At 61.8% G+C, this 23,768-nt stretch carries 13 protein-coding genes and 2 rRNA genes; 9 read left to right on the top strand and 6 right to left on the bottom strand.

Annotated elements, in window-relative coordinates; genetic code table 11:
• Nucleotides 1-158: 158 nt before the first annotated feature.
• The 4 genes from VGN72_02640 (at nt 159) to VGN72_02625 (ending at nt 8,205) form a co-directional block, all read left to right on the top strand.
• Nucleotides 159-2,672, top strand: a complete 2,514-nt coding sequence (locus VGN72_02640) for a PEP-CTERM sorting domain-containing protein (protein HEV7298233.1) — start codon at nt 159-161, stop codon at nt 2,670-2,672.
• A gap of 199 nt (nt 2,673-2,871) precedes the next feature.
• Nucleotides 2,872-3,765 (top strand): peptide chain release factor N(5)-glutamine methyltransferase, encoded by an 894-nt coding sequence (prmC, locus tag VGN72_02635; GenBank protein ID HEV7298232.1) that lies wholly within the window; start codon nt 2,872-2,874, stop codon nt 3,763-3,765.
• A gap of 309 nt (nt 3,766-4,074) precedes the next feature.
• Nucleotides 4,075-5,694 carry a phosphoglycerate dehydrogenase gene (gene serA / locus VGN72_02630; protein ID HEV7298231.1) on the top strand — a complete coding sequence of 540 codons (1,620 nt, stop codon included), beginning with the start codon at nt 4,075-4,077 and terminating at the stop codon, nt 5,692-5,694.
• A gap of 333 nt (nt 5,695-6,027) precedes the next feature.
• Nucleotides 6,028-8,205: a hypothetical protein gene (locus VGN72_02625; GenBank protein ID HEV7298230.1), complete on the top strand. Its 2,178-nt coding sequence runs from the start codon at nt 6,028-6,030 to the stop codon at nt 8,203-8,205.
• A 328-nt stretch (nt 8,206-8,533) separates the two neighbouring features.
• Here the strand turns inward: VGN72_02625 and VGN72_02620 are convergent, their stop codons facing one another.
• Nucleotides 8,534-9,280: a ThuA domain-containing protein gene (locus VGN72_02620; protein ID HEV7298229.1), complete on the bottom strand. Its 747-nt coding sequence runs from the start codon at nt 9,278-9,280 to the stop codon at nt 8,534-8,536.
• 477 nt (nt 9,281-9,757) lie between these two features.
• Here VGN72_02620 and VGN72_02615 point away from each other — a divergent pair, with 477 nt between their 5' ends.
• From VGN72_02615 to VGN72_02605, 3 genes are all read left to right on the top strand, one after another.
• Nucleotides 9,758-11,167, top strand: coding sequence for an FAD-dependent oxidoreductase (locus VGN72_02615; protein ID HEV7298228.1), 1,410 nt, complete (start codon nt 9,758-9,760; stop codon nt 11,165-11,167).
• A gap of 319 nt (nt 11,168-11,486) precedes the next feature.
• A complete protein-coding gene (locus VGN72_02610; GenBank protein ID HEV7298227.1) occupies nt 11,487-11,927 on the top strand; it encodes a LysM peptidoglycan-binding domain-containing protein in 441 nt (146 codons plus the stop codon).
• A 358-nt stretch (nt 11,928-12,285) separates the two neighbouring features.
• Nucleotides 12,286-12,699 (top strand): secondary thiamine-phosphate synthase enzyme YjbQ, encoded by a 414-nt coding sequence (locus VGN72_02605; protein HEV7298226.1) that lies wholly within the window; start codon nt 12,286-12,288, stop codon nt 12,697-12,699.
• 373 nt (nt 12,700-13,072) lie between these two features.
• On the opposite strand, the gene rrf is transcribed toward VGN72_02605, so the two are convergent.
• The 3 genes from rrf to pheS all read right to left on the bottom strand — a co-directional run bounded on the left by rrf (nt 13,073) and on the right by pheS (nt 18,337).
• Nucleotides 13,073-13,180, bottom strand: a 5S ribosomal RNA gene (gene rrf / locus VGN72_02600).
• Nucleotides 13,181-13,380: 200 nt separating this feature from the next.
• A 23S ribosomal RNA gene (locus tag VGN72_02595) occupies nt 13,381-16,250 on the bottom strand.
• 1,049 nt (nt 16,251-17,299) lie between these two features.
• Complete coding sequence (pheS, locus tag VGN72_02590) at nt 17,300-18,337, bottom strand: phenylalanine--tRNA ligase subunit alpha (protein ID HEV7298225.1); 1,038 nt, start codon at nt 18,335-18,337, stop codon at nt 17,300-17,302.
• A 120-nt stretch (nt 18,338-18,457) separates the two neighbouring features.
• Between pheS and VGN72_02585 the strand changes: the two genes are divergently transcribed.
• On the top strand, nt 18,458-19,006 hold the full coding sequence (locus tag VGN72_02585) for a hypothetical protein (protein HEV7298224.1): 549 nt from the start codon (nt 18,458-18,460) through the stop codon (nt 19,004-19,006).
• A gap of 41 nt (nt 19,007-19,047) precedes the next feature.
• Here VGN72_02585 and waaF read toward each other — a convergent pair whose 3' ends face one another.
• Nucleotides 19,048-20,145 carry a lipopolysaccharide heptosyltransferase II gene (gene waaF, locus VGN72_02580; protein ID HEV7298223.1) on the bottom strand — a complete coding sequence of 366 codons (1,098 nt, stop codon included), beginning with the start codon at nt 20,143-20,145 and terminating at the stop codon, nt 19,048-19,050.
• Nucleotides 20,146-20,551: 406 nt separating this feature from the next.
• A complete protein-coding gene (locus tag VGN72_02575; protein HEV7298222.1) occupies nt 20,552-21,913 on the bottom strand; it encodes a C2 family cysteine protease in 1,362 nt (453 codons plus the stop codon).
• A gap of 273 nt (nt 21,914-22,186) precedes the next feature.
• Between VGN72_02575 and VGN72_02570 the strand changes: the two genes are divergently transcribed.
• Nucleotides 22,187-23,287, top strand: a complete 1,101-nt coding sequence (locus VGN72_02570) for a DegT/DnrJ/EryC1/StrS family aminotransferase (protein HEV7298221.1) — start codon at nt 22,187-22,189, stop codon at nt 23,285-23,287.
• The last annotated feature ends 481 nt before the right edge of the window (nt 23,288-23,768 follow it).

Raw genomic sequence — 23,768 nt, 5'->3', positions numbered from 1 at the left:
CATTTTAGAGGTTGCGTGGGAGACCTGAGACCAGTCCGCCCGGAGGGGGCAGTTGGTTGACGGGTTCAGAACATCGAACCGGGGATCTGCTCTTGAAAAACGTGAAATTGCTTCGGTCGCTTGCGATCGTGTCGGCGTGTGCGTCGGTAAACGTAGCGATGGGTCAGGTGACCGTGACGGCCCCGGCCGATGCGCGCGTTGTCGTGGGGCATGACCCCAACCCGATCTTCGTGGTCAACAACGCCGGCGCCGCGACCAGCTTCGACGCCACGGCGAACCCCGCGCTGCCGATCGACTTCGCGCAGGGCATCACGGTGACCAGCGGCAACCCGTCGGTCAACGCGGTGATCCTTGCCAACTCCAGCGGCAACCTGATCGTCAACACCCCCGCGTTGAGCGGTACTGCCGGCAGCACCTACACGGTGGGCGTGGCGCTGACGCCCCAGGGTGGCGCGGTTCAGAACCACGACGTTGCCTATAGCCTCGTCAACAACCGCCCGCTGACCGGGTCGGGCACGTACAACGTTGGCCGCCATATGGCCAACCAGTCGATTGGCTCGCTGACGCTGAACGGCGGCCCGCTGACGGGCGGTCTGGGCACGAACGTGACCGTGAACGGCGGTGGGTACGCTAGCGTTGATGGCTTTACCCTGACCAACGCAAGCGACTTCACCTTCAACGATGCCAACCAATCGCACGCGATCGCCGTGCAGCGCAGCCAGTTGGGCAGCTACAGCACCACCGTCACGCTGCCGACGACGAACGCGCACATCAACAATCCGTCGAACGTCCGCACCGCCGACTTCGGTGGATATAACAACGTCAACGGTCACCGCCAGAGCCCACTGATCTCCGTCGAGCGCATCGGTGGGGCGGACGTCGACCTGTCGGGCGTCTCGTTCACCGCCAGTGGCACGGCCTTGGCCGACCGCCTGTTGTCGCCGTCTACCGCCATCCTGCAGGTTGGGCGCGTGATGAAGGACCAGGTTGGCACGCTCGACGTGAACACCGCGGAGGTCATCACCAGCAACTACTCCGACGACGCCCACACCCGCCTCAAGCTCAACGCGTTCGATGTCACTCAATCGGGCGTGAACGCCAAGCTGACCGATGCCGTCACCTTCAACGGTTCGGCCGTGCAGGCGAACGTGGCGTTCACCGGCACGATCAACGTCGACAATACGACGATCGGCGCCAAGACCAACACGTTCCAGCTCGGCTCGAACATCGAGTCGGTCGAAAACCTCGCCGGCGAGGTGAAGCAGACGGACCTTCAGGTGGCCGTCAAGTACAACGTGCTGGCCAACAACGAGGTCGCCGGCCGCAACGCGATCATCTACACCTACGGCGGCAGCTTCGTGGGTCAGACGTTCGTTAACGGATCGGTCGGCCGGAAGTTCGACACGGAGACGCACACGAACATCACGGTTGAGCAGCAGTTCACCGCCACTGGCAACAGCGGCACGGTCAATCTCACGGACGCCCCGAACGGTGGCATTGCCGGCGAAGGCCTTAGCGGCGAAGCGGTGCAGGCAAGCCATAGCTACGACTGGACCACGAAGAGCGTCGCCCGCGCCGCCGTCGGTGGCACGCCCGCCGGCACCAAACTCGTCGCCGGCGATACGTTCGAGCTGCGCAACGGCACCTCGGCCGGCGACCGCGCTCACGCCGTCGGTGGCATCTACCTGGGTGGCAGCCAACGCGAGGCGTTCCGCGTTGGCCCGATGCCGGGTTCCCCCTTCGGCTTCGGTCGACCCCTCACCCTGGCGCCGGGCGAGAAGATCGAGTGGGACGTCTCGCTCAGCCCCCTGGTCCCCACCGAGAGCCCCGACGGTTTCGGTCGCATCTATCAGGCGACCCTGCAGGCCGAGTGGTACGATCAGTACAACGGCGACCTGACCGACGCTGCCTATTCGCAGGAGCACGGCAACGTTTGGGGTGCGGGTGCGCAGCACACCCGCACCTGGGAACTGGAGCACAAGATCGCCGGCCCGCTGAACGACGATCGGTCGAAGCTGTTGACCTCCGGCATCAACCTTCGCGATCAGGCGATCCTCGCCACCTCCACCCGCCAGACGACGGCGGCGCTGCTCGATTCGGCGACGCTGAACCGGGAAGTGAACCTCCGCGTGCAGTTCCGCCAAGGCACCGCCGCCGACGCCGCCCAGGGCGTGGTGGGTGACATCGTCAGCATCACCGGCTTGGGCACGAAGACCGACGAGCAGGGCAACACGCTGCCCGGCATCCTGCACGTGTTGCAGGTCGGTTACGACCCCACGGTTGGCGCCGCCGGTGAACTGCGCTGGTTCCGGGCCGACGCCAATGCCGAAGGTGGGGGCGAGTGGATCAACGCGGTGCTGGGCAACAGTAACATCAAGGAACTGGACCTCGAGGCCGGCACGCTGAAGGTCGGGACCGGCACCGAGACGACCGAAATCGACACCTACCTGGCCTCGATGCGTCACGTGGGGTCGTACAGCAGCTACCTGCTGGGCAACGAACTGCTGTCGCCGAAACTGGGCGCTTGGGGCTTCGATGCGGACCGCAACTACGCGTGGGCCGTCATCGACCACAACTCCGACTTCAACGCCGCCGCCGTCCCCGAACCGACGACGCTGGCATTGCTGGGCTTGGTGGGCACGGGCCTGCTGGTTCGGCGGCGCCGCTACTAAGCACGCGGTCGACGCGCCGGCGCATGGGCCGGCGCGGCATGTGAGAGGTTTAACGTCGCAGGGGCAGGCATCCGTGCCTGCCCCTGTTGCGTTGATCGGCCAATGCCCTTCATCCGAAAGGGTAGGACGCTGAACGCCAACCGTCGATACGCCACGACGGTTGTGAGCACCGTAGTGCAATCCTACAATCCCCACCCTTATGCCAGCAGATGCAGAGCGATGGACCGTGCGGCGGCTGCTGGAGTGGACCAGCGGGTTCTTCACGCGCAAAGAGGTTGACGCGCCGCGGCTCAGCGCCGAGCTGCTGCTGGCGCACGTGTTGAACGTGCCGCGGATCAAGCTGTACACCGACTACGAACGGCCCGTGCCCGAGCGCGAGTTGGGTACGTTTCGCGACCTCGTGAAGCGGGCGGGCGAGCAGGAGCCGATCGCATACCTGACGGGCAAGGGGCACTTCTTCAGCCTCGAATTTGCGGTGGGGCCGGGCGTGCTCATCCCGCGGCCGGATACGGAGACGCTCGTCGAGAACGTGCTGCAGGCGGCGAGGAACACGCCGGGCATGGAGTCGCCGCGCGTGCTGGACCTGTGCACGGGCAGCGGTTGCGTGGCGTGCGCGATCGCGCAGCGCATCAAGACCGCGATCGTGACGGCGATCGACATCAGCCCGGCGGCGGTGAAGATCGCACAGCAGAACGTCGAGAAACTGGGCCTGTCCGACCGCGTGGCGGTCCTTCAGGGTGACTTGTATGAGCCGTTGAAGGACGCGGTCGACGCGGGAGCGTTCAACGTGATCGTGGCCAACCCGCCTTACATTCCGACGGCCCAGATCGCGACGCTGGACCGCAACGTGCGCGACTATGAGCCACGCCTGGCCTTGGATGGCGGGGCGGACGGCTTGGACGTCCATCGCCGCATTATGGAACACGCCGGCTATCGGCTGGCACCCGGCGGGCAGATTTACCTTGAGATTGCCTTCGACCAGGGCGAGGCGGCCAAGGAACTGGTGGCGGCGCATGACGAGTTTGAGGGTGTCCGACTGCTCAAAGACTATGGCGGCAAAGACCGCGCGGTGACGGCGGTGCGGAAGGGATAGGGAGGAGGGGGTGCCTTTCCGTGGCATGGGCGTCTCGCCCATGCGTGTCGTGAGGCCGGAAGACCAGATTGGTTTCAACGGCTCAGTCGGCGCGATAGCCAAACAACGCTATGTCACCTTCCAGTCCACATGCATGGGCGAGACGCCCATGCCACGGTCAGAGCGGCCGCGTTCTTTGTTACCCTTTGAGATGCTCCTCTCAGCGCTATTTTCAAAGCACCCCATCATCCCCTATAGGGGCCTTGCCCTTGCTGGCAGCCAAGCGCTTCCCTTACGATCGGTCTCCCATAACCGAAGGACCCGCGCCCCATGAAGATTCTCGTTGCTGACAAGCTGGCTGAAGAGGGATTGGACTACCTGAAGACCTGCGGCATCGCCTACGACGTGAAGGTGGGCCTGAAGGAGCCGGAACTGGCCGCGGCCGTCGGCGAGTACGACGCGCTGATCGTCCGCAGCGGCGCTAAGGTGACCGCCAAGGTGCTGGAGAACCCCGGCAACCTGAAGGCCATCGCGCGGGCGGGCGTGGGCGTCGACAACATCGATTTGGACGCCGCCACCGCCAAGGGTGTGCTCGTGCTGAACACGGCGGCCGCTTCTACCCTGTCTACCGCGGAACATGCGCTGGCGCTGATGATGTCCCTGGCCCGCAAGATCCCGCAGGCCCATGCCCACGTGCGGGGTGGCGGGTGGAAGCGCAACGATTACCAGGGCACACAATTGGCCGGCAAGACGCTCGGCATCGTCGGCTTGGGCCGTATCGGGCAGACGGTCGCCACGCGAGCGCTGGCGTTTGAGATGAACGTGATCGGGTTCGACCCGTTCTTCAGCGCCCCGACCGCGCTCGACGGTAAGGTGCAGATCGTCCGCGACTTCGACGAGTTCCTTCGCCAGATCGACATCATCACCTTCCACGTGCCCGGCGGCGACGCGACGCGCCACCTGCTCAACCGCGAACGCCTGTTCAACGTGGCCCGCAAGAACCTGCTGGTGGTGAACGACGCGCGCGGTGAAGTGGTCGACGAGATCGCGCTGGCCGAGGCCTTGAAGGAAAAGCGGATCGCCGGTGCCGCGATCGACGTCTTCCAGACCGAGCCACCGATGAAGGAGCACCCGCTGTTCGCGCTGGAGAATGCCGTGCTCACGCCGCACCTGGGCGCCAGCACCGACGAGGCGCAGACGGCGGTGTCGGTGGAAGCGTGCAAGGCGATCGTCGCTTACCTGAACAGTGGTGAGATCCGCGGGGCCGTGAACGCGGGTGGCATCAAGCTTGATTTGCCACCGGACGAGGCGGGCTTTGCCAAGCTGGCCAGCCGGATCGGAACGTTGCTGGCCGGGTTGTGCGACAGTGGCTACAAGACGATCACGCTGCGCGCCAGCGGGCCGCGGGCGCAGAAGCTGATGACGACGCTGCTGCGCCTGGCGACGGTGGAGCTGCTCAAGCCGCACCTCACCAACGGCGGTGTGAACATTATCAACGTCGAACATCTCGCCAAGAGCCGCGGCATCGAGCTGGTGACGATCGCCGAGGCGGCGCCCCCGAGCGGACTGGTCGGTGACATCGTCGGCGTGCGGGCGGAATGCCCGGGTGGCGACAGCCATCGAATATTGGGAACCGTATATCAAGATGGCCTGCCGCGTGTCTTACGCATCGACGGCTATTCAATGGACATGATCCCCGAGGGCCAGATGGTGCTGATCATCAACAAGGACGAGCCGGGCGTGATCGGCGTCGTCGGGACCAGCTTTGGCGAGGCCGGCGTGAACATCGCTGACATGGTCATCAGCCGCGACTTCGCCAAGGACGGCACCGCGACCGCCCTAATGGTCCTGAAGACCGACAGCGAGGCCCCCGCGTCGTTGGTCAACCGCCTGCGCGCCCGGCCGAACATTGTGAAGGTGAAGACGCTCTCACTGCCACCGCGGGGCTGATGACAGCGGGTGGCGCTGGGCACTGTCTGACGGACCAGATCAGATTTGGTGACCCTGGCGCAGGTGTCATCCCGAGAGGAGCGATGGCGACTCTCGGGATTTCCCAAGCCGGGCGTCGTCAGCCATTTGAGATCCCTCAGGTCGCTACCGCTCCCTTCGGGATGACAATCTTCTCTTTAGAAGTTCGATCTGTCAGGCACTGCCTAACTTGACGCGTGGGGCAGACGCCCAAGCCACGGTGAAGGCGGTCACGCGCGCTGTCGATTAAATCCGACTTCAATTTCACGTAATGAATTGGCTCGCTGTGCCGTCGCTTCTGTACGGTTCAAACTTATGCGCAATGCGATTTTACTCATCACGCTGATTGTCCTTATCTGTACCACCCCGTCCCACGCCCAAACGCTGTTCCAGCGTTTTGGTGGCGTGAAGCAGTGGGAACTGCGCTACACCTACACCGCCAGTGGGCCCTACACCTGGGAGGAAGGCGGGCGGACGACGAACCGGTCGGTCTACAACCTCGAAAGCAGCGGGAAGATCCTGCTGGAACGCGAGGACGGCGAGCCGGCGATGGTCTTCAACCTGCACGGCAAGGGGCCGGTAAACTCGAGCATCTCGAAGCGCACCCGCGAGACCGCGCCCGGAAATTCCATCGCGACGCGATACGACGAAGGTTCGGGCACCAGCGCGGTCGGCGTACACGTCTCGATGAACCTCGAGGACGGCACCTACGACATCAGCATCATCGACACCAAAGGCGTTCCCACTCAGTACGGCGGCACCGAAAAGTGGAGCACGACCGACCGCAAGTGGGGCCCGGCATCCTACGACTACGGCGTGAGCGTTCCCACGCCCGCGCCGGCGGAACTCGTGCTGACCCTGCCCGAGGGTGGCCGGGTGATCAGTGGCAACTGGTCGCACGCGCAGGCGATGAACCACGCGAAGTCGCAGCAGAACTTCGACGAAGAGGCGTGGTTGAAGCAGCACCCCTCCGCCGGCGGCGTGCGCTGGACGCTCGTGCCGGCCGATGCGGTCGACGTCGAACTGCAGGTCGAGATCGCCAACTACGCCGACTGGCTGCCGGTCGCCAGCTTGAGCGAGGACAAGCCCGGCACCACCGCGACCATCACGGCCAAAGTCGTCGGCAAGGACGGTGGCAAGCCGGCGCAGAAGGCCGTCCGCATGACCTATCGCCTGAGTGAGGTGTCGCGCGAGAAGGGCGTCTGCCTCAACTGGCCGCAGAAGAACGCCGGCACAGCGCCCGACCTGCGCTTCGAGCCCGAGAAGAACGCTGGCGACTGGAAGGTGAGCGACGAAGGCGCAACGCTGGCGTCGCCCGACGGCGAGTACGAGGAGACGAACGCGACGCTGTCGTGCTTCGACTTCGGCGCCTACGGCACGATCCTGGTGACGGCCGAACTGATGGATGGCCGGGTGATCGTCGGCCACTTGAAGGACGACACCGCCCGCGGCGACATCCTGCTGCCCAAGCGGGCCGTGGACTCAAAAATTGGCGACAAATGGAAGAAATTAGCCAAATTTACCGGCAAAGATACCGATGATCAGGACGAGCAAACCGGCAATGACAAGAAGGGCGACGGCCTGACCGCGTACGAGGAATATCGCGGATTGATCGTGCTCGGCAAGCCGACGCGCACCACCGGCAAGCTCGATCCGATGCGCAAAGAGCTGGCCGTGCTGAACAAGATCGGCGCCCCGGCCAAGCAGGGATTCGACCTCTTCAGGTCGGCCAGCGGGATCGAGGTGGTGGAGCTGAAGGAGGGCGAGCTGCCCGAATCGCGCCACCTGAACCTGAACCGCGGCGTCGCCAGTGGTGGCGAGCAGTACGCGATCCTGCTGAAGGAGGAAGCGCTGCCGAAGAGCGCTGGTGAAAACCGTCCCGTTGCGGAACTGCGGAAGACGCCGAGGAAATCGGAGATGGCGGTGGTCGACGTCGCCGGCGCGCGCAGCTTCTACGCCCGCCAGGCCGCCGTCGCCAAGGCCGGTGGGGTGAAGCTGCCCTACACCGCCGAGCAGGACATCGCCAACACGATCGCCCATGAGATCGCGCACGGCGTGGGTGCCCCGCATCACGGCAAGCAGACCGAGTTCGACGACAAACGCGTGCTGACGCCGAGGATGGTCGACTGGCACGCCTACGGTCAGGACGGCGTCGAGCTGCTGCACGCGACGAGCGACCTGAAGCTCGACGGTGAGGTCGGCCGCCCGGGCAACGACGCCAGTGGCGACGCCACGTGCATCATGGCCTACACGAACTACTACGCCTGGGCCGCCATCGGCCGGCTCGGCATGCCGCTGAGCTACTACGCCGTGCCACCGCAACCGCTCGGCCATCTATTCTGCACCAGTCCCACCGCCACCGGCATGAACCTGCCGCGCAAGCTCCCCAACGGCACCGAGATCCCCGGCTACTTCGGCGACGCCGTGGGCCAGGGCGCCGGCGCGCCGGTCGGCAACTGCCGGGGCGCGATGACCGTGCGCGACTGGGAGTAACGCTTTTCACCGCAGAGGCGCAGAGGATGGCGCGGAGGCACGCGGAGAAGACGAGCGGGCCACGTAAGCGAAGCATGTGTTACCGAACTCGGTGTCGTCCGCTCTGGCCGTGGCATGGGCGTCTCGCCCATGCATTGGGTAGGGCCGTGAGGTCAGATTTGTTGCTGCGGCTTGATCAGCGCAATCTGGAACAAATGCGATTTCTAGTTCCAATCCACAGGCATGGGCGAGACGCCCATGCCACGGTAAAGCCGCGGCGTGGCGCTTGAGATGAATAAGTGAACCGACCGCTGCTCGCGTGCGGCGGTCGTTCGCGTCAGCCGTTCTTCTAAACGCGGCCTTCGCTCTTCTTCTTTTCCATCCAGTCCTGCGGGTGATGGCCGAACTTTACCGGTCGGGCGGGGTCGCGCGGGACGGCCCAGCGGATCGCGTTCTCGATCACGCGCATCACCTGCGGGTTGTGGTACGTGGGGTAGGTCTCGTGACCCGGGCGGAAGTAGAAGATGCTGCCCTGGCCGCGCTGGTAGGTCAGGCCACTGCGGAAGACCTCGCCGCCGGAGAAATTGCTGATGAAGACGGTCTCCAGCGGCTCGGGCACGTCGAAGAACTCGCCGTACATCTCTTCCTGTTCCAGGATGATGCACTCCTCGATCCCCTCGGTGATCGGGTGGCCCGGGCGCGTCACCCACAGCACCTCACGGTCGTTGCCGACGCGCCACTTCAGGTCGCAGCCGGTGCCCATCAGTTTGCGGAAGATCTTCGAGTGGTGTCCCGAGTGCAGCACGATCAGGCCCATGCCGTCATGCACGCGCCGGTAGACGCGCTCGACGGTCAGGTCCGACACCTCGTGGTGGGCGCCGTGGCCCCACCAGGTCAGCACGTCGGTGTTGTTCAACACGTCCTCGGGCAACCCGTTGTCGGCTGCATCCAGCAGGGCGGTTCGCACCTCCAGGTCGCCTGATCGACGCAGGTAGTTGGCGATCGCCTCGTGCATGCCCTGCGGGTAGACGGCGGCGACGGCGGTGTTAATTTTTTCGTGACGGTGTTCGTGCCAGACGGTGACGCGGATGGCCATGCGGGTTGCTCCAGTTGATGCGCGGAGACTATCTCAAACCACCGATCACCCGGCAAGCGACCGCGGGAAGGCCCTCAGGCGCTAAACATTGTTCAGTCTGCTGACTGGGCAAGTTGGGCTGGGAAATAGCCGCCACCGCGGCATGCGAACCTAGGTGGTGTCGAGAACGTAATATACTGTAGGTATTCGGTTTACGAATACTTTGTGCCTCCAGTTACGATGTTGACCGGTTCAGGGGGCGTGGTGTAGGGTTGAATTAGACATGGCTCCAACAGACACACGGGCTGCGGCCCGCAAACCAATGGAAGGTGCTTTATGCCGTTCTCGTTGTACGGACAATTTCTACGTCGATACAGGCCCGAGCTATGCAGTGGGCCGGGACGCGAAGCCGCGCTGAAGGCGACCGTCGCGGCCTCGGCCGGGTTGCTGCCTAGCAGCGATCGGCCGACGCCGCGAGGGTCTCCCCTCCGTCCGGACTTGCCCCGAATCGACAACCTGCCCCTTTCGATCGACGTGCCGCTCGAGGCGCCGTCGTCTGCTTCGTCTGCATCGTCGTCGAAACCGGTTCAGAAGCGCATCATTGTGATTGGCGCCGGCTTCGCCGGTCTATCCAGCGCGCATGAGCTGAAGTCGATGGGCTACGACGTAGTCGTGGTCGAGGCGCGCGATCGCCTTGGCGGGCGGGTCGTCTCCTATCGCGAGCTGCTGCCCGGCAAGACCGCCGAGGGGGGCGGCGAGTACATCGGGCTGAATCAACCGCACTGGTGGGCGTACAAGACGCACTTTGGGCTGGACTACGTTGAAGTGGTCACCGACGATGCCGATACGCCCATCGTGCTGAACGGCCAGCGCCTGACGAAGCCCGAGGCCGACGCGATCTGGGCCGAGATGGACACGGCGTTCCAACCGCTGATCGATGACGCCAAAGGCGTGAACATCGAAGAGCCTTGGCTGTCGGCGAACGCGCGCGAGCTGGATCTGCGATCGACCGCCGACTGGCTGGACAACCTGCCGGTGAGCCCCACGACAAAGCAGGCGATCGCCGCCGAGTTTGAGGGGAACAACGCGGTGCCGATGGACCGGCAGAGCTACCTGGGCAACCTCACGCAAATCGCGGCCGGTGGGGGAGTGCGCTACTTCACCGATACCGAAGTCTTCCGCCTGCGCGGTGGCAACCAGCAGTTGGCTGAGTGCCTTGCCGACGCCATCGGTCGCGAGAACGTCCTGCTGGGCCTGGCCGCCAAGAGCATCACGCAGACGGAACTGGGCGTTAGCGTGGTGCTGAGCAACGGCAAGACGCTGATCGGCGACGACGTGGTGCTTACCGTGCCGCCGAGCATTTGGCGGAAGATCCGCTTCACACCTTCCCTACCGCGGGCGCTGGCCCCGCAAATGGGCAACAACGTGAAGTACCTGGCAGCGGTGAAGAACCGGTTCTGGGAACAGGTGAACCTGTCGCCCGAAGGCATGACCGACGGCGACGTCAGCAGCACGTGGGAATCGACCGACGGCTCGCCGGGCGATGAAGGCATCTCTTTGACCGCCTACAGCGGTGGTCCCGCCGCCGAGAGCGCCCGCGCCGCCTACGCGACCGAGAAAGATGCCGCCTATGGCCCGGCGTTGGACGCGATGTATCCCGGCTTCTCCAAGAGCCTGGTCCGCTCGACCTTCGTCGACTGGCTTGGCGACACTTGGACGAAGGGCGGCTACACGTTCCCCGCGCCCGGCCAGATCTGCCGGATCGGTCCGACCCTCTACAACGGCCTGGGACGCCTGCACTTCGCTGGCGAACACACGTGCTACAAGTTCGTCGGCTTCATGGAAGGCGCCCTGGAGAGCGGCGTCCGCGTCGCCAAACGGTTGGCCCGGCGCGATGGCGTGAAGTGAAGTAACGATCAAGTCACGCTTGAGCCCCTCCCACGCGCAACAGCGGGGGAGGGGCTTTCCCCATACCGTGGCAGGGGCGTCCCGCCCATGCGTGCAATGGGCGTGAAGATCCCATTTGCGGCAGCCCGTTCGATCGAAGCCGGCTGCCACAAATAAAAACAATTGATGAGTCCACAGGCACGGGCGAGACGCCCATGCCACGGCCATGCCGCCGCCATTTCTCACGTTCATGTTGAATCTGCTCCGATAAGTCCTGCATCACCGCCACCGTCAAGATGACGAACGGGCGGCATTCACAACTGCAGGAATCGGAGACGCCATGTTGAAGTCGATGTTCGCCTTGCTCGCGGCCGTGATGATCGGGAGTTTAATCGGCTGCGAAAACGGCAAGGCGAAGACCGCCGAGGTGAACCCGAGTGTGCTGGACGTGAAGCCCGTCCGCCACGCCGCCAAGCCCGCGGTCGCCAGCGGCGTTGCCGCCGACCCGGCGCCGAGCGACGCGATCGTCTACGCCAAGCCCGTTAGCGCCACCCCGACCTACGCCACCGCCGCTTCCATCACGCCGACGACCCTTACCCCCGCAACGCCCGCCGCCAAGCCGGCCGCCGGCAACCAGTACCAGGTGAAGAGCGGCGACACCCTCTACGCCATCGCCCGCAACACCTACGGCGACGGCAAGCACTGGACCCGCATCGCCAGCGCCAATCCGGGACTATCTCCCACTTCGCTGAAGGCCGGCCAGACGATCACGCTGCCCTAGACGCGACGGATCACTTCATCATTACAAGCACCGCGAGCACCCACTTGCGGCTTGGCGGAACCAGCACGGCCGCGGGAGCAAACCAACTCCCGGGGTCGCTTGTCTTGGTAGGCCTCTTCAAACCTCGTGCGCCAAAGACCTCCGGGCGGCTTGGGCGAGTTGCGCATATATCAACGCACGCGTCCCAACTCTGAATCGTCATCCTGAGGTGCTCCGAAGGATCTCTTCCGTCCTACGTACGAATATGGGGGGAGATCCTTCGGAGTACCTCAGGATGCGGACATCGCGCGGGGTTCATCCCCAACTTCCAAGCTGACCCAATCGCCAACCGGTCGTAGGATGTGCCAAGGAGTCCCCTATGGCATCTCACAGCACAACCGAACGCGTCCGCACCCAACAGCGCAGCCAGATGGTCGACATCACCGACCGCGTCGCCGAAATTGTGCGGCAGCAGCAGGGCGATGGCATCGCCTTCGTCTACGTCCCCCACACGACGGCCGGCATCACCATCCAGGAGAACGCCGACCCAGACGTTCAACACGACCTACTGAAGAAGCTTGAGACGCTGATTCCCAAGCAGGAGCCGTACTACCGACATAATGAAGGGAACAGCGACAGCCACGTGAAGACAGCGCTGGTCGGCAACAGCGTGCAGGTCCTGGTCGAACGCGGCCAGCTCGTGCTCGGCCAATGGCAGGGGATCTACCTGTGCGAATTCGACGGCCCGCGCACGAGGGAAGTGATCGTGCGCTTCTTCCAGCACATGAATTAGGAACAAATAGCCCAGGCAAGGACCGTGCAAAGAGCACGCCCGCTCCACCGGACTCGCCGCTTTAGAGCACTCTCACTTCAATCGTAGCGGTCAAGGCATTATCATCCCGAACGGAGCGGTAGCGACCTGAGGGATCGGTGTGCGGATAAACGATTGTCACGTCGAGATCCCTCAGGTCGCCAAGGCTGCCATCGGGATGACAACGTGTCCTGCGCCCGCCACGAATAAAGGAAAAGGCTCTACGACAAAAATAGAACAAGACGGCTTGTGGAGGGAGGGTCCGCGAGTAGTGGGGGGGCGGCGCCAGACTATAAAACCAATGTACGCAAAAAAGCCCCCGACACCTTTTGAGTGCCGGGGGCTTTTGAATAAACGCTGGCAGTGACCTACTTTCCCGCTGAAGCAGTATCATCGGCTCCGCAGGCTTAACGACCGTGTTCGGAATGGGAACGGGTGTGACCCTGAGGATATAGCCACCAACGAAGACTTGGCCAACCGTTTAAGGCTGGCCAAGCCACTTTATTAGTGAATTACGAGGTTCGAACGTTTCATCCTGATTGCTCAGAAATGACGTGCTCCGCTTGTCGAACACGCTTTTTGAGATTGATGACCATCGAGCCATTCGAGTGGGTTCCTGTTCGTGTTACGGAACAGGATCACGTCGAACGGTGATCGATAAAAATGGTCAAGTCGATCGACCGTTAGTACTGGTGACCTGAATACCTTTCGGTACTTACAGCTCCAGCCTATCAACCGGGTGGTCTACCCGGGGTCTCATGGGAACCCTTGTCTTGATATTGGCTTCACGCTTAGATGCTTTCAGCGTTTATCCTTTCCCGACATAGCTATCCAGCCGTGCCCTTAGCAGGACAACTGGTAAACCAGGGGTCAGTCCATCCAAATCCTCTCGTACTATGGATGAATTATCGTCAAGGTTCCTTCGCACACAGCAGATAGGGACCGACCTGGCTCACGCCGGTCTGAACCCAGCTCGCGTACCGCTTTAATTGGCGAACAGCCAAACCCTTGGGACCGCCTTCAGCCCCAGGATGCGATGGGCCGACATCGAGGTGCCAAACCGCCTCGCCGCTATGGACGCTCGGAGGCGATCAGCCTGTTATCCCCAGCGTACCTTTTATCCGTTGAGCTATGGCCCTTCCACACGGGACCACAGGATCACTAAGACCTGCTTTCACATCTGCTCGTGCCGTAGCACTCGCAGTCAAACGGGCTTCTACCTTTGCGCTCGACGAACGATTGCCAACCGTTCTGAGCCCGTCTTTGCACTCCTCCGTTACTCTTTTGGAGGAGACCGCCCCAGTCAAACTAACCGCCTAGCAGGGTTCCCTGCCCAGATTCATGGGTCAGGGTGAGATGACGAATGCAAACAGGGTGGTATTTCACATTGTGGCTCCCCTCTGGCCGGAACCAGAGGATCAACGCCTCCCACCTATTCTACGCAGTCCACAACCGGCATCACTACCAGGTTATAGTAAAGGTGCATGGGGTCTTTCCGTCTTGCTGCGTGTAGACGGTATCTTCACCGCCACTTCAATTTCACCGAGTCTGCGGTTGAGACAGTAGTCCAGTCGTTACGCCGTTCATGCGCGTCGGAACTTACCCGACAAGGAACTTCGCTACCTTAGGACCGTCATAGTTACGGCCGCCGTTTACCGGTGCTTCGGTTGCCAGCTTCGGGGCGAACCCCTGACCGACTTCCTTAACATTCCGGCACCGAGCAGGCGTCATTCCGTATACATCCTCTTGCGAGTTAGCACGGAACTGTGTTTTTGATAAACAGTCGCCAGACTCACTTCCTGCGCCCTCTCCCGAAGGAGGAGGGACCCCTTATCCCGAAGTTACGGGGTCAAATTGCCTAGTTCCTTAACCGCAGTTCTCTCGAGCGCCTTAGGATATTCTCCTCACCTACCTGTGTCAGTTTTAGTACGGTTAACAATGTCGTAGCTGCGGCGCTCTTCTCGGACCTCTATCCACAGACTTCGGGAACAAAGTGCCCTCGATCTTGCGAAACCTCCACGTCTAATCGGAGGATCTGTCTTAAGAGACCACACGCTCAGCTTCAAACCTTCATTGCTAGTGCAGGAATATTAACCTGCCGTCCATCGGCTACGCCTTTCGGCCTCGTCTTAGGGACCGACTAACCCTGGGCGGATTTACCTTCCCCAGGAAACCTTAGGTTTTCGGCGTGCAGGATTTTCACCTGCATTATCGTTACTCATGCCGGCATTCTCACTTGTACACGCTCCACCACTCCTTACGGTATGGCTTCGACGCGGAGTACAACGCTCATCTACCACTCGCATTGCTGCGAATCCACTGCTTCGGTATCTAGTTTATTCCCGATCATTTACGGCGCTACTGTTCTCGACCAGTAAGCTATTACGCACTTTTTAAATGGTGGCTGCTTCTAAGCCAACATCCTGGCTGTCTCAGAACAATAACTTCCTACCGAACTAAACTAAATTTTGGGACCTTAGCAGGTGGTCTGGGTTGTTTCCCTTTTGACCGCGAAGATTATCCCTCGCGGACTCACTCCTCGGATAGTCTCTGTGGTATTCGGAGTTTGGTAGGGATGCGTAGGCGGGTAGCCCCACAGTCCCTTTCAGTAGCTCTACCCCCACAGAGTAGTTGCCGAAGGCTGCCCCTAAAGGCATTTCGATGAGAACCAGATATCTCCCCGTTTGATTAGACTTTCACTCCTCCCCGCAAGTCATGCCAGAACTTTTCAACGTTCACGGCTTCGGTCCTTCTGCCCCTTTTACGGGGCATGCAACCTGCTCACGGGTAGATCACGGGGTTTCGGGCCGCAATCCTGCAACTTAACGCCATCTTAAGACTCGCTTTCGCTACGGCTCCGGGTCTTGAACCCTTAGCCTTGCTGCAGAAATGCACTCGCCGGCCCATTATGCAAAAGGTACGCCGTCACCCATTCCCTTGCGGGCATAGGGCTCCGACCGCTTGTAAGTACATGGTTTCAGGTACTTTTAACTCAGCTAATAGCTGTGCTTTTCACCATTCAATCGCCCTACTAGTTCACTATCGGTCATCGAGTAGTATTTAGCCTTGGTGGGTGGTCCCACCAGCTTCACACGGAGTTCCACGAGCTCCGTGCTACTCTGGATAGCACATATTAACGGGGACCTATTCTTTTCGCCTACGTGGCTTTCACACGCTATGGCCCGACTTTCCAGACGGTTTGGCTAAGAACGGTTTTGTAACCCCTCAGTGCTTCCGCAACCCCGGGACGAATCCCGGTTTGGGCTATGTCCGCTTTCGATCGCCTCTACTTACGGAATCAATGTCTTTTTCTTTTCCTCTGGTTACTTAGATGTTTCAGTTCACCAGGTTCGCTCCATACACACTATGAATTCATGTGCAGGTAATGCAGGGTAACTGCATTGCGTTTCCGCATTCAGAAATCTCCGGATCAAAGCTTGTTTGCCAGCTCCCCGAAGCATATCGCAGGCTACCACGTCTTTCATCGCCTCTCGATGCCAAGGCATCCACCATGTACCCTTAGTAACTTGACCAAATTTATCGATCACCGTCACGTTAAGATTGAAACCGCTCCGAATTACTCGGATACCAGCCCTTCAGCTTCCAGTCCAAGCTCCGTCAAACGTGCACGAAGAGAGGAACAGGTCGCACCGGAGAGGAACTAACTCTCGGTCCTAACACTGGCGGGCGTGCCAGTAACGGAACAAACAATCGACTATGGTCATCCAAACAGTCACTTGCGAAGTGACTCATTTGCGGGTGTGTATTTCACACCCTAATCGCCAAAAAGGTGCTCGACGACGTCCGGCATCGGAAAGACCATCAAAATGGGGCCGGACGTCGCGGAGTTCTAGTTGATTCTGAAGAAATCAACTCGAACCTCGTATTCACTTGTCAAAGATCATTTAACTCGGCTTAGTAATACGATCGATTTCTCAATCGGTTCACTCAGTCGATTTACTCCGTCGAACACGGATAAGGACACCGTCGCAACGGCATGCTTACTCAAGTTCGACAGCGACAGGCACCCGTGGCAGCTTTATCGCCTGCCGTCGGTTCAGCCACCTCTTGGTGACCTCTGATTGTGTCAGGGGGTCACTTCGAGATACTGCGGAGAGTTACAGTCTTGCGGTTGCTCAAACTGCTGTTGCCTCTTGCTGTCGTCTTCACGTCCGTTCGCGTCAGTCGCGATTGGGAGGTGAATCTTACTTTCTTTTCTCGTCGCGTCAAGGCCTGCGACAAACTTTTTTTCTTCGCGTCGTTCGCGTTTCGTTTCCGATTCGCTCGCGTCGCGTCACCAACTCGTTTCCGATTGGTGAGGCGGGATAATAACGGCCGTCCGATGGATTGCAACAGCGCTTCGCGAAGAATTTTACGGTCGCAAGTTATTGAACGGGACGGGCGGTTTATCGGGTCTTAGCCAAGCCACTCTCTCGCGTCCCATACTTGCGGGCCGAGAGATATTACGCGGCACGTTGAAAACGGTTCGCGCGCCTGCACGAACTATTTGAGCGCAGCGGGACTGTGAAACTGCAAGCGGTAGGTCTCGTTCACCGCTTGCGGTTTCGTATCTGCTCGATCTTTAAAACTGCCGCAGGAAACGCAGGTCGTTCTCGACGAACTGGCGGATGTTCGTGATGCCGTACTTGCGCATCGCGATGCGTTCGATGCCAAAGCCGAAGGCCCAGCCGCTGTACTTTTCGGGGTCGATATTGACGGCCTTCAGCACGTTGGGATGCACCATCCCGCAGCCGCCGAGCTCGATCCAGCGCTGCTTATCTTCGAACCACACGTCGACCTCAGCCGACGGTTCGGTGAATGGGAAAAAGCTGGGCCGCAGGCGGAGCTTGGTGTCCTGGCCGAAATAGGCGCGAACGAACTGGAGAATCGTGCTCTTCAGGTCGATCATCGTCACATTTTCGTCGATCACGAGCGCTTCCAGCTGGTGGAACATCGACAAGTGCGTGTCGTCGTGGGTGTCCGGTCGATAGACCCGGCCAGGAATGACGACCCGAATCGGTGGAGCTTGGTTTTCCATCACGCGGATCTGCACCGTGCTCGTCTGCGTGCGCAGCAGGGCCGCGGTCGGATCGGCGGAAACACCCGCATTTTTTGCAGCTTCCGCGGTACCGAAGGGCTGGATGTAGTAGTTGTCCAGCGGGTCGCGAGCGGGGTGATTGGCTGGGATGTTCAGCGCGATGAAGTTATGGAATTCGTCCTCCACCTCAGGCCCGCTGGCGACGGTGAAACCCATGCGGGCGAACAGCTCCACGAGCTCGTCCACCGTCTTCATCAGCACGTGGCGATGCCCGATTTCGGGCTTAATTCCGGGCTCGGTAACGTCGATTCCCACCCGCGTCGCCGGCCCGGCCGACTGCTTGGCCTTGGCCTCTTCGAACGCGGCCGTCAGGGATTCCTTGCCCGCGTTTACCCGCTGGCCCACCGCCCGTTTCTGGTCCGGCGCGGCCTTGCCCAGCAGGGACATCAGGTCCTTTACCTTCCCCTTCGTGCCCAGGTATTTGATGCGAAACGTCTCGAGCTGCTCGGCGTTGGCAACGGTGGCCAACTCGGCATGAGCGGTGGTGAAGACTGAGTCGATCTCGGCAAGCACGTCGGACATATCGCTCCTGGCGCGGGAAAAGCGGAGTCGGCCGGCTCTTTCGCGAATGCCCGGCCGACCCTACCATGGCATTTTCACGGGGAACCCCAGCGAATCAAGCGCGCGAGGCCAATCATGGACATGTCGAAGCTTCCGAAACTATCGGGCGATCAACGCCCACCGGTCGACCAGGCTCCACCGGCGGGCGCGCCCGTGCCGGCCGACAACCCGCGTCGGGTGGAACCGGTTGCCGACTTCCACCGCCGCGACGTTCCCACCACCGCCGGAGCCGAGGCCTGGATCAGCTTTGGCATCGCCGCGATCTTGCTGTTCCTCAACCCTGGCCTGTTGATTTTTCTGACCGGTGGCGATCCTGGTGCCGTCACCGATGCGCAGGGCAACCCGATGCGCTACGTCGATAGCATCTTCTTCCAGCGCGACTTGGCCGTCACCGCGTTCGCGGTGGCGTTGATCCTGGAAGGCATGGTGATCGCGTTCATCCGCAACCCGATTGCGGTGCTGGCGGTGATGGTCTTCACGGTACTGGCGACGCTGGGAAACCTGGCGTTTCTGCTTAGCACGTACCGCGCGTACGGACTGCCGCTGGTGTCGGCGTTTGCCGTGGTTTTCGGGGGATATATGGCGATGAACGAGTGGCGGTTGTATCAGCGATTGAAGGGGATTCGGTAGGAACGCCGGGCGCGCGGGCCAATCTGGGCAGATAGATTCCATCACACCGTCACGCCCGCCCCGGCGCCGCCACGGAGCAACGCCATCGACGTGTCGTAGACCATCGAGGGTGTCACGCGCGTCATGCAGCGGTGGTCCAGCGGGCATATCTTTCGCTGGCACGGGCCGCAGAAGACCTTCACGGCCACCTGGCGTTCCTTGGCGTAGTAGATCTCCGTCCACTCCGGGTGCGTGGGGCCAAAGACGGTAACAACCGGTATGTCCATGGCGGCGGCGATGTGCCGCGGGCCGGTGTCGTTGGTCACCATCAGGTCGCAGCGTCGAACGATCTCCTTCAGCGACCCGAGCGTCATCCCCTTGTTGCTCAGGTCCACCGGCACGCGCCGCATGTGCTGTTTGATCGCCTCGACGATCGGCCGTTCCTTGGGGCTGGCGCTGATCAGCACCGTGGCGCCCAAGTCATCGATGAACCGGTCGGCCAGGTCTGCGAAGTACTCCTGCTTCCACAACTTGGCGGCGCCGTACTGGGCGCCAGGATTCAGCAGGATGAGCGGCGCCTGACCGCGAGAGCCCGGGCGGTCCAGGTCGGCCTCGAGGCCGCTGCGCGCGAAGACGTCGTCGGCCTCGCGGCGCTCGGAATCCGTGACAAACAACTCCATCTTCAGGTTCTTGCCGGTCGCGCCCAAATAGTGGGCTAACCCCATGTAATACCGAATGATGGGCGACGGCACGAACTTGCCCTTGTCCTTCACCGGCAGGAGTTTGTCCGACAGCAAAAAGCCCCGCCCATCGCGCTCGTAACCCACAATGCGGTCGATGCCCGCCATCTTGCAGACCAGCGCGCTCTTGAACGAGTTGGGCAGCAGCACCGCCAAATCAAACTTCCCGGCGCGCAACCGAGCGGCGATGTCGAAGAACTTGCCACGGCCGGCCTGCTTCTTCGTCTTGCCCGTGCGATAGGTGACGATCTGATCGACCCACGGCATGCCGGTGTACATCTCTTTTACGTACCGCTTCATCAGGTACGCGATGTGCGCATCGGGAAACCGCTCGCGCAACGCGCGCAGCGTCGGCGTGGCCATCACCGCATCGCCTACCCAACTGGGTTGAACCACCAGGATTCGTTTCGGTTCGTACATCGGACGCGATTATAACGGAGAGGGGCGGGAAAGGGGTAATGGACGCAGATCGGGAACGCGGGAGGCGGAGGGTGGAAGGTGGACGGGCGCGAACTATCCATCCCGAGCGGAGCCTGAAAGCTAGTGGGCAAAAATCCTTGGTTGGTCAGGGACGCGTCATCCCGATGGGAGCCTTGGCGACCTGAGGGATCTCCCAAGGCCATAAACCGTCCTTGGCTCGAGATCCCTCAGGTCGCCTTCGGCTCCCTTCGGAGTGACAAGTGCGCACTAGGCGACAGGGCTTTGTCCGATAGCCCTCCCCTCGACAAGCCTCCCCTCGGGATGACACGCTTTTTGAACTGGGATAGTCGTATTGGGGCCGTCAACAGTGCCCAGCCTTCTCCCGAAGCGACAGGGGCTAAGACCACTACACCTCAGCGAACGTCGTCGCCCAGAATGACTTGTACACCTGCAACGGCGACAGGGTCACGTAGCCGTCCTGCACGCCGTCCCGGGAGACGTAACCGTCAATCGCCCAGGGGTTGCGGAGGGTGACGCTCGTGGCGTCGCCGGTGGGGGCGAGCGTGACGCACACGACCTGGTAGGCGTGGGCGGGGACGAACTCGATGTCCTTCCACGTCGGCAACGTCGCGAAGGTGACGGCCTTGCCCGATGCCAGGGCGTCGGTTAGCGCGTTCATGAGGGTGCCGACGGACGACGCGTTGAAAATCGATTGGCTCGCGATGCCGAGCGCGGTCGACGCCTCGTCCATCCAGCCGCCCTCAATGGAACCGTAGCTGGCGACGTTCGTGCGGAAGTAGGCGAAGGCCTTTTCCATGATCGCGACCCACGTCGAGCGTTCACGGCCAAGGTCGGCGTAGGCCAGCGCGTTGTTGGCCATGGGCAGGTCGCCATCGACGCGGACGAAGACGTTCACACCCTTGCGGTCGAACTGCACGGCGTAGGTGCCGTCACCCAGTTCGACGACGCGATCGCGGATAGCCGCAGGATCGGTATCGGCGATGGAGGCGAGGGTCGCCAGGTAGTAGCAGTCGCCGAGGTAGCCCTGCGCCACGTCGTCGGCGCTGGGGCCGGTGCTGGCGAACAAGGGCTTGGCGGCGAAGTTCGCATAACCGGTGACGCCCGTCGTGACGGTGGGGTCGGTCAGGTTTTGGCCGGTAAGCTCGGTGCTGACCTTGGTCAGTTTCACTTTGTCGCCCTGCTGCACGCCGACCGGCGCGAAGCTGGTGACCCGGCGAACGGCGTTGGCCAGTTCGTCGGCCGACGCGTCGCGGATCGTCTCGCGCGCATCGGTCCAGAAGCTGTCCCGACCGGCGCCACCGATCAGCGTGTCCTTGCCACCGCCGATGCTCACGAGGACGTCGTCACCGTTGCCACCGTTGAGCGTGTCGTTGCCGGCCTCGCCGTAGAGTTTGTCGTTGCCCGAGCCACCGGTGAGGTTGTCGTTGCCCGCGCCACCGAAGATCTTCGCGTTGACGTGGACGGACGAGTCGATCTTCACGACATCGTTCCCCTTGCCCGCCATCACCTGGATGGCCTTGAACTGGCCGGCGAAGGTCTGATTGAACTTGGCGCCGTTGGACACCTTCAACCCATCGGCGGTCTGGGTAATCGTGATCTTGTCGGCCTTGGCGGTGCCGGTGACGTGCAGTTCCGGGCCGGTGTCGGTCTCGATCACCGCGGCGCCGAACATGGGAGCGGCAGCGAACAGGGTACGCTGTTCCAGCGCTTCGACCGTGGCACGATGACCGACGACGTTGTTCTTCATGTTCCGAATCCGTCCTTGCCAACCGGCGGCCAAACGACAGCACGCCTGATGTGATTTCGGACGGAATCGAACTCAAAATCAGTCGTGCAAACGCTTTGGCAGACGCGTCGGTCTTTGACGGATAACGCGATTTGGATGGGACCCTACGCGCGTCATAAGCGGTGCGCATGTCGGGGGACGTGCTTACCGAAGCGATTAAGCTGAAGGAAGCGGGGATGAGGGATTGCGCGCCGGTCATTGCTCCCACTTCCCCCGCGCCCTAATCTTTAGGGCATGAACGTTAAGCTGTTAGACCTGACCGCCCAGTACGGCCCGTTGCGCGAGGAGATTCGCGCGGCCATCGACGAAGTCTGCGACGCCCAGGCGCTGATCCTCGGGCCGCACGTCGAGAAGTTCGAAAAGCACTTGGCCGCCTACTGCGGCACGAAGCATGCCATTGGCGTCAGCAGCGGCACCGACGCGCTGCTGTGCGCCCTGATGGCGATGGGCGTTGGCCCGGGCGATGAGGTGATCTGCCCGAGCTTCACGTTCTTCGCGACCGCCGGCAGCATCGCGCGGGTGGGGGCTAAGCCGGTCTTCGTCGACATCGAGCCCGGCAGCTTCAACATCAATACCGATCTGATCAATAAGAAGGTCAACAAGCACACGAAGGCGATCATGCCCGTCGATCTGTTCGGCCAGGTGGCCAAGATCGACCGTGTGAACGAGATCGCGTGCAAGTACGGCTTGAAGACGATCGAGGACGCCGCCCAGGCGATCGGTGCCAAGCGGCACGGCAAGGCCGCCTGTTCTGAGGCTTACGCGGGTTGCCTCAGCTTTTACCCGACGAAGAACCTCGGCGCGTTCGGCGACGCCGGGGCGATCTGCACGAACGACGACGCCTTCGCCGACACCTGCCGGAAGATGCGCGTGCACGGCAGTGGTCACACGTACTTCCACGAGATGATCGGCGGCATGTTCCGCCTGGCGGCGATTCAAGCGGCGGTGCTGGACGTGAAGCTGAAGTACCTCGACGGCTGGCACGCCGCCCGCCGGCGCAACGCCGCGATCTACAACGAGATTTTGGCCGGGTCGAAAGTGGTCACGCCGGCGATCGATGAGGGGAACGAGAGCATCTACAACCAGTACGTCGTGCGCGTGCCCAACCGCGACGCGGTGAAGAAGAAGCTGGCCGACAAGGGCATCGGCTCAGGCATTTACTACCCGCTGGGCCTGCACATGCAGCAGTGCTTTCAGTATCTGGGCTATTCCGAAGGCGACCTGCCGGAGACCGAGCGCGCGACCGCCGAGGTGCTGGCGCTGCCGGTCTACCCGGAGTTGCCGGAAGAGCAGGTGCGCTACGCCGCGACGACGTTGCGGGAGATTGTGGGATAGAGCGCTCTTCTGTAGGACAGGCATTCCTGCCTGTCTGTCCCCCGTCTTAATCTCCCCCCGTATTCGGTCTTCTGTGGCACAGGCATTCTTGTCTGTCTCTCTTTGCGTCGCGCCTCCATCAGCAGAAAAGAGACGCGAAGGCGCGAAGGCGCGAAGACGGACACGAAGAAAGGCCGTGGTTGTTGCGCCAATCACGCCTGAATCGCGCAGCGCGGGCGTAGAGATGGATAGCGTGCTCTTTGACAACCGAATAGCGGCGGCCAGCTCATTGGACGGGACGGCCGATGGTGCAAAATGGTGCAGAATGGTGCGCGATTTCGCGTTTTGCCTTACCCAAACCACCGGCGCGGCTTCGGGTTGCAGGATATCCTTTGCGACGGCTTCGTACCTTCGCGCCTTCGCGTCTCTTTTGAATTAAACGAGGCGCAACGATCCCGCAGAGAGACAGGCAGGAATGCCTGTCCTACAGAAGTCGGGGGAA

The organism is Tepidisphaeraceae bacterium, from assembly GCA_035998445.1.
Lineage (GTDB): Bacteria > Planctomycetota > Phycisphaerae > Tepidisphaerales > Tepidisphaeraceae > DASYHQ01.
Note: the sequence above shows the minus strand (reverse complement) of the source record. Positions and strands in the feature narration are given on the sequence as shown.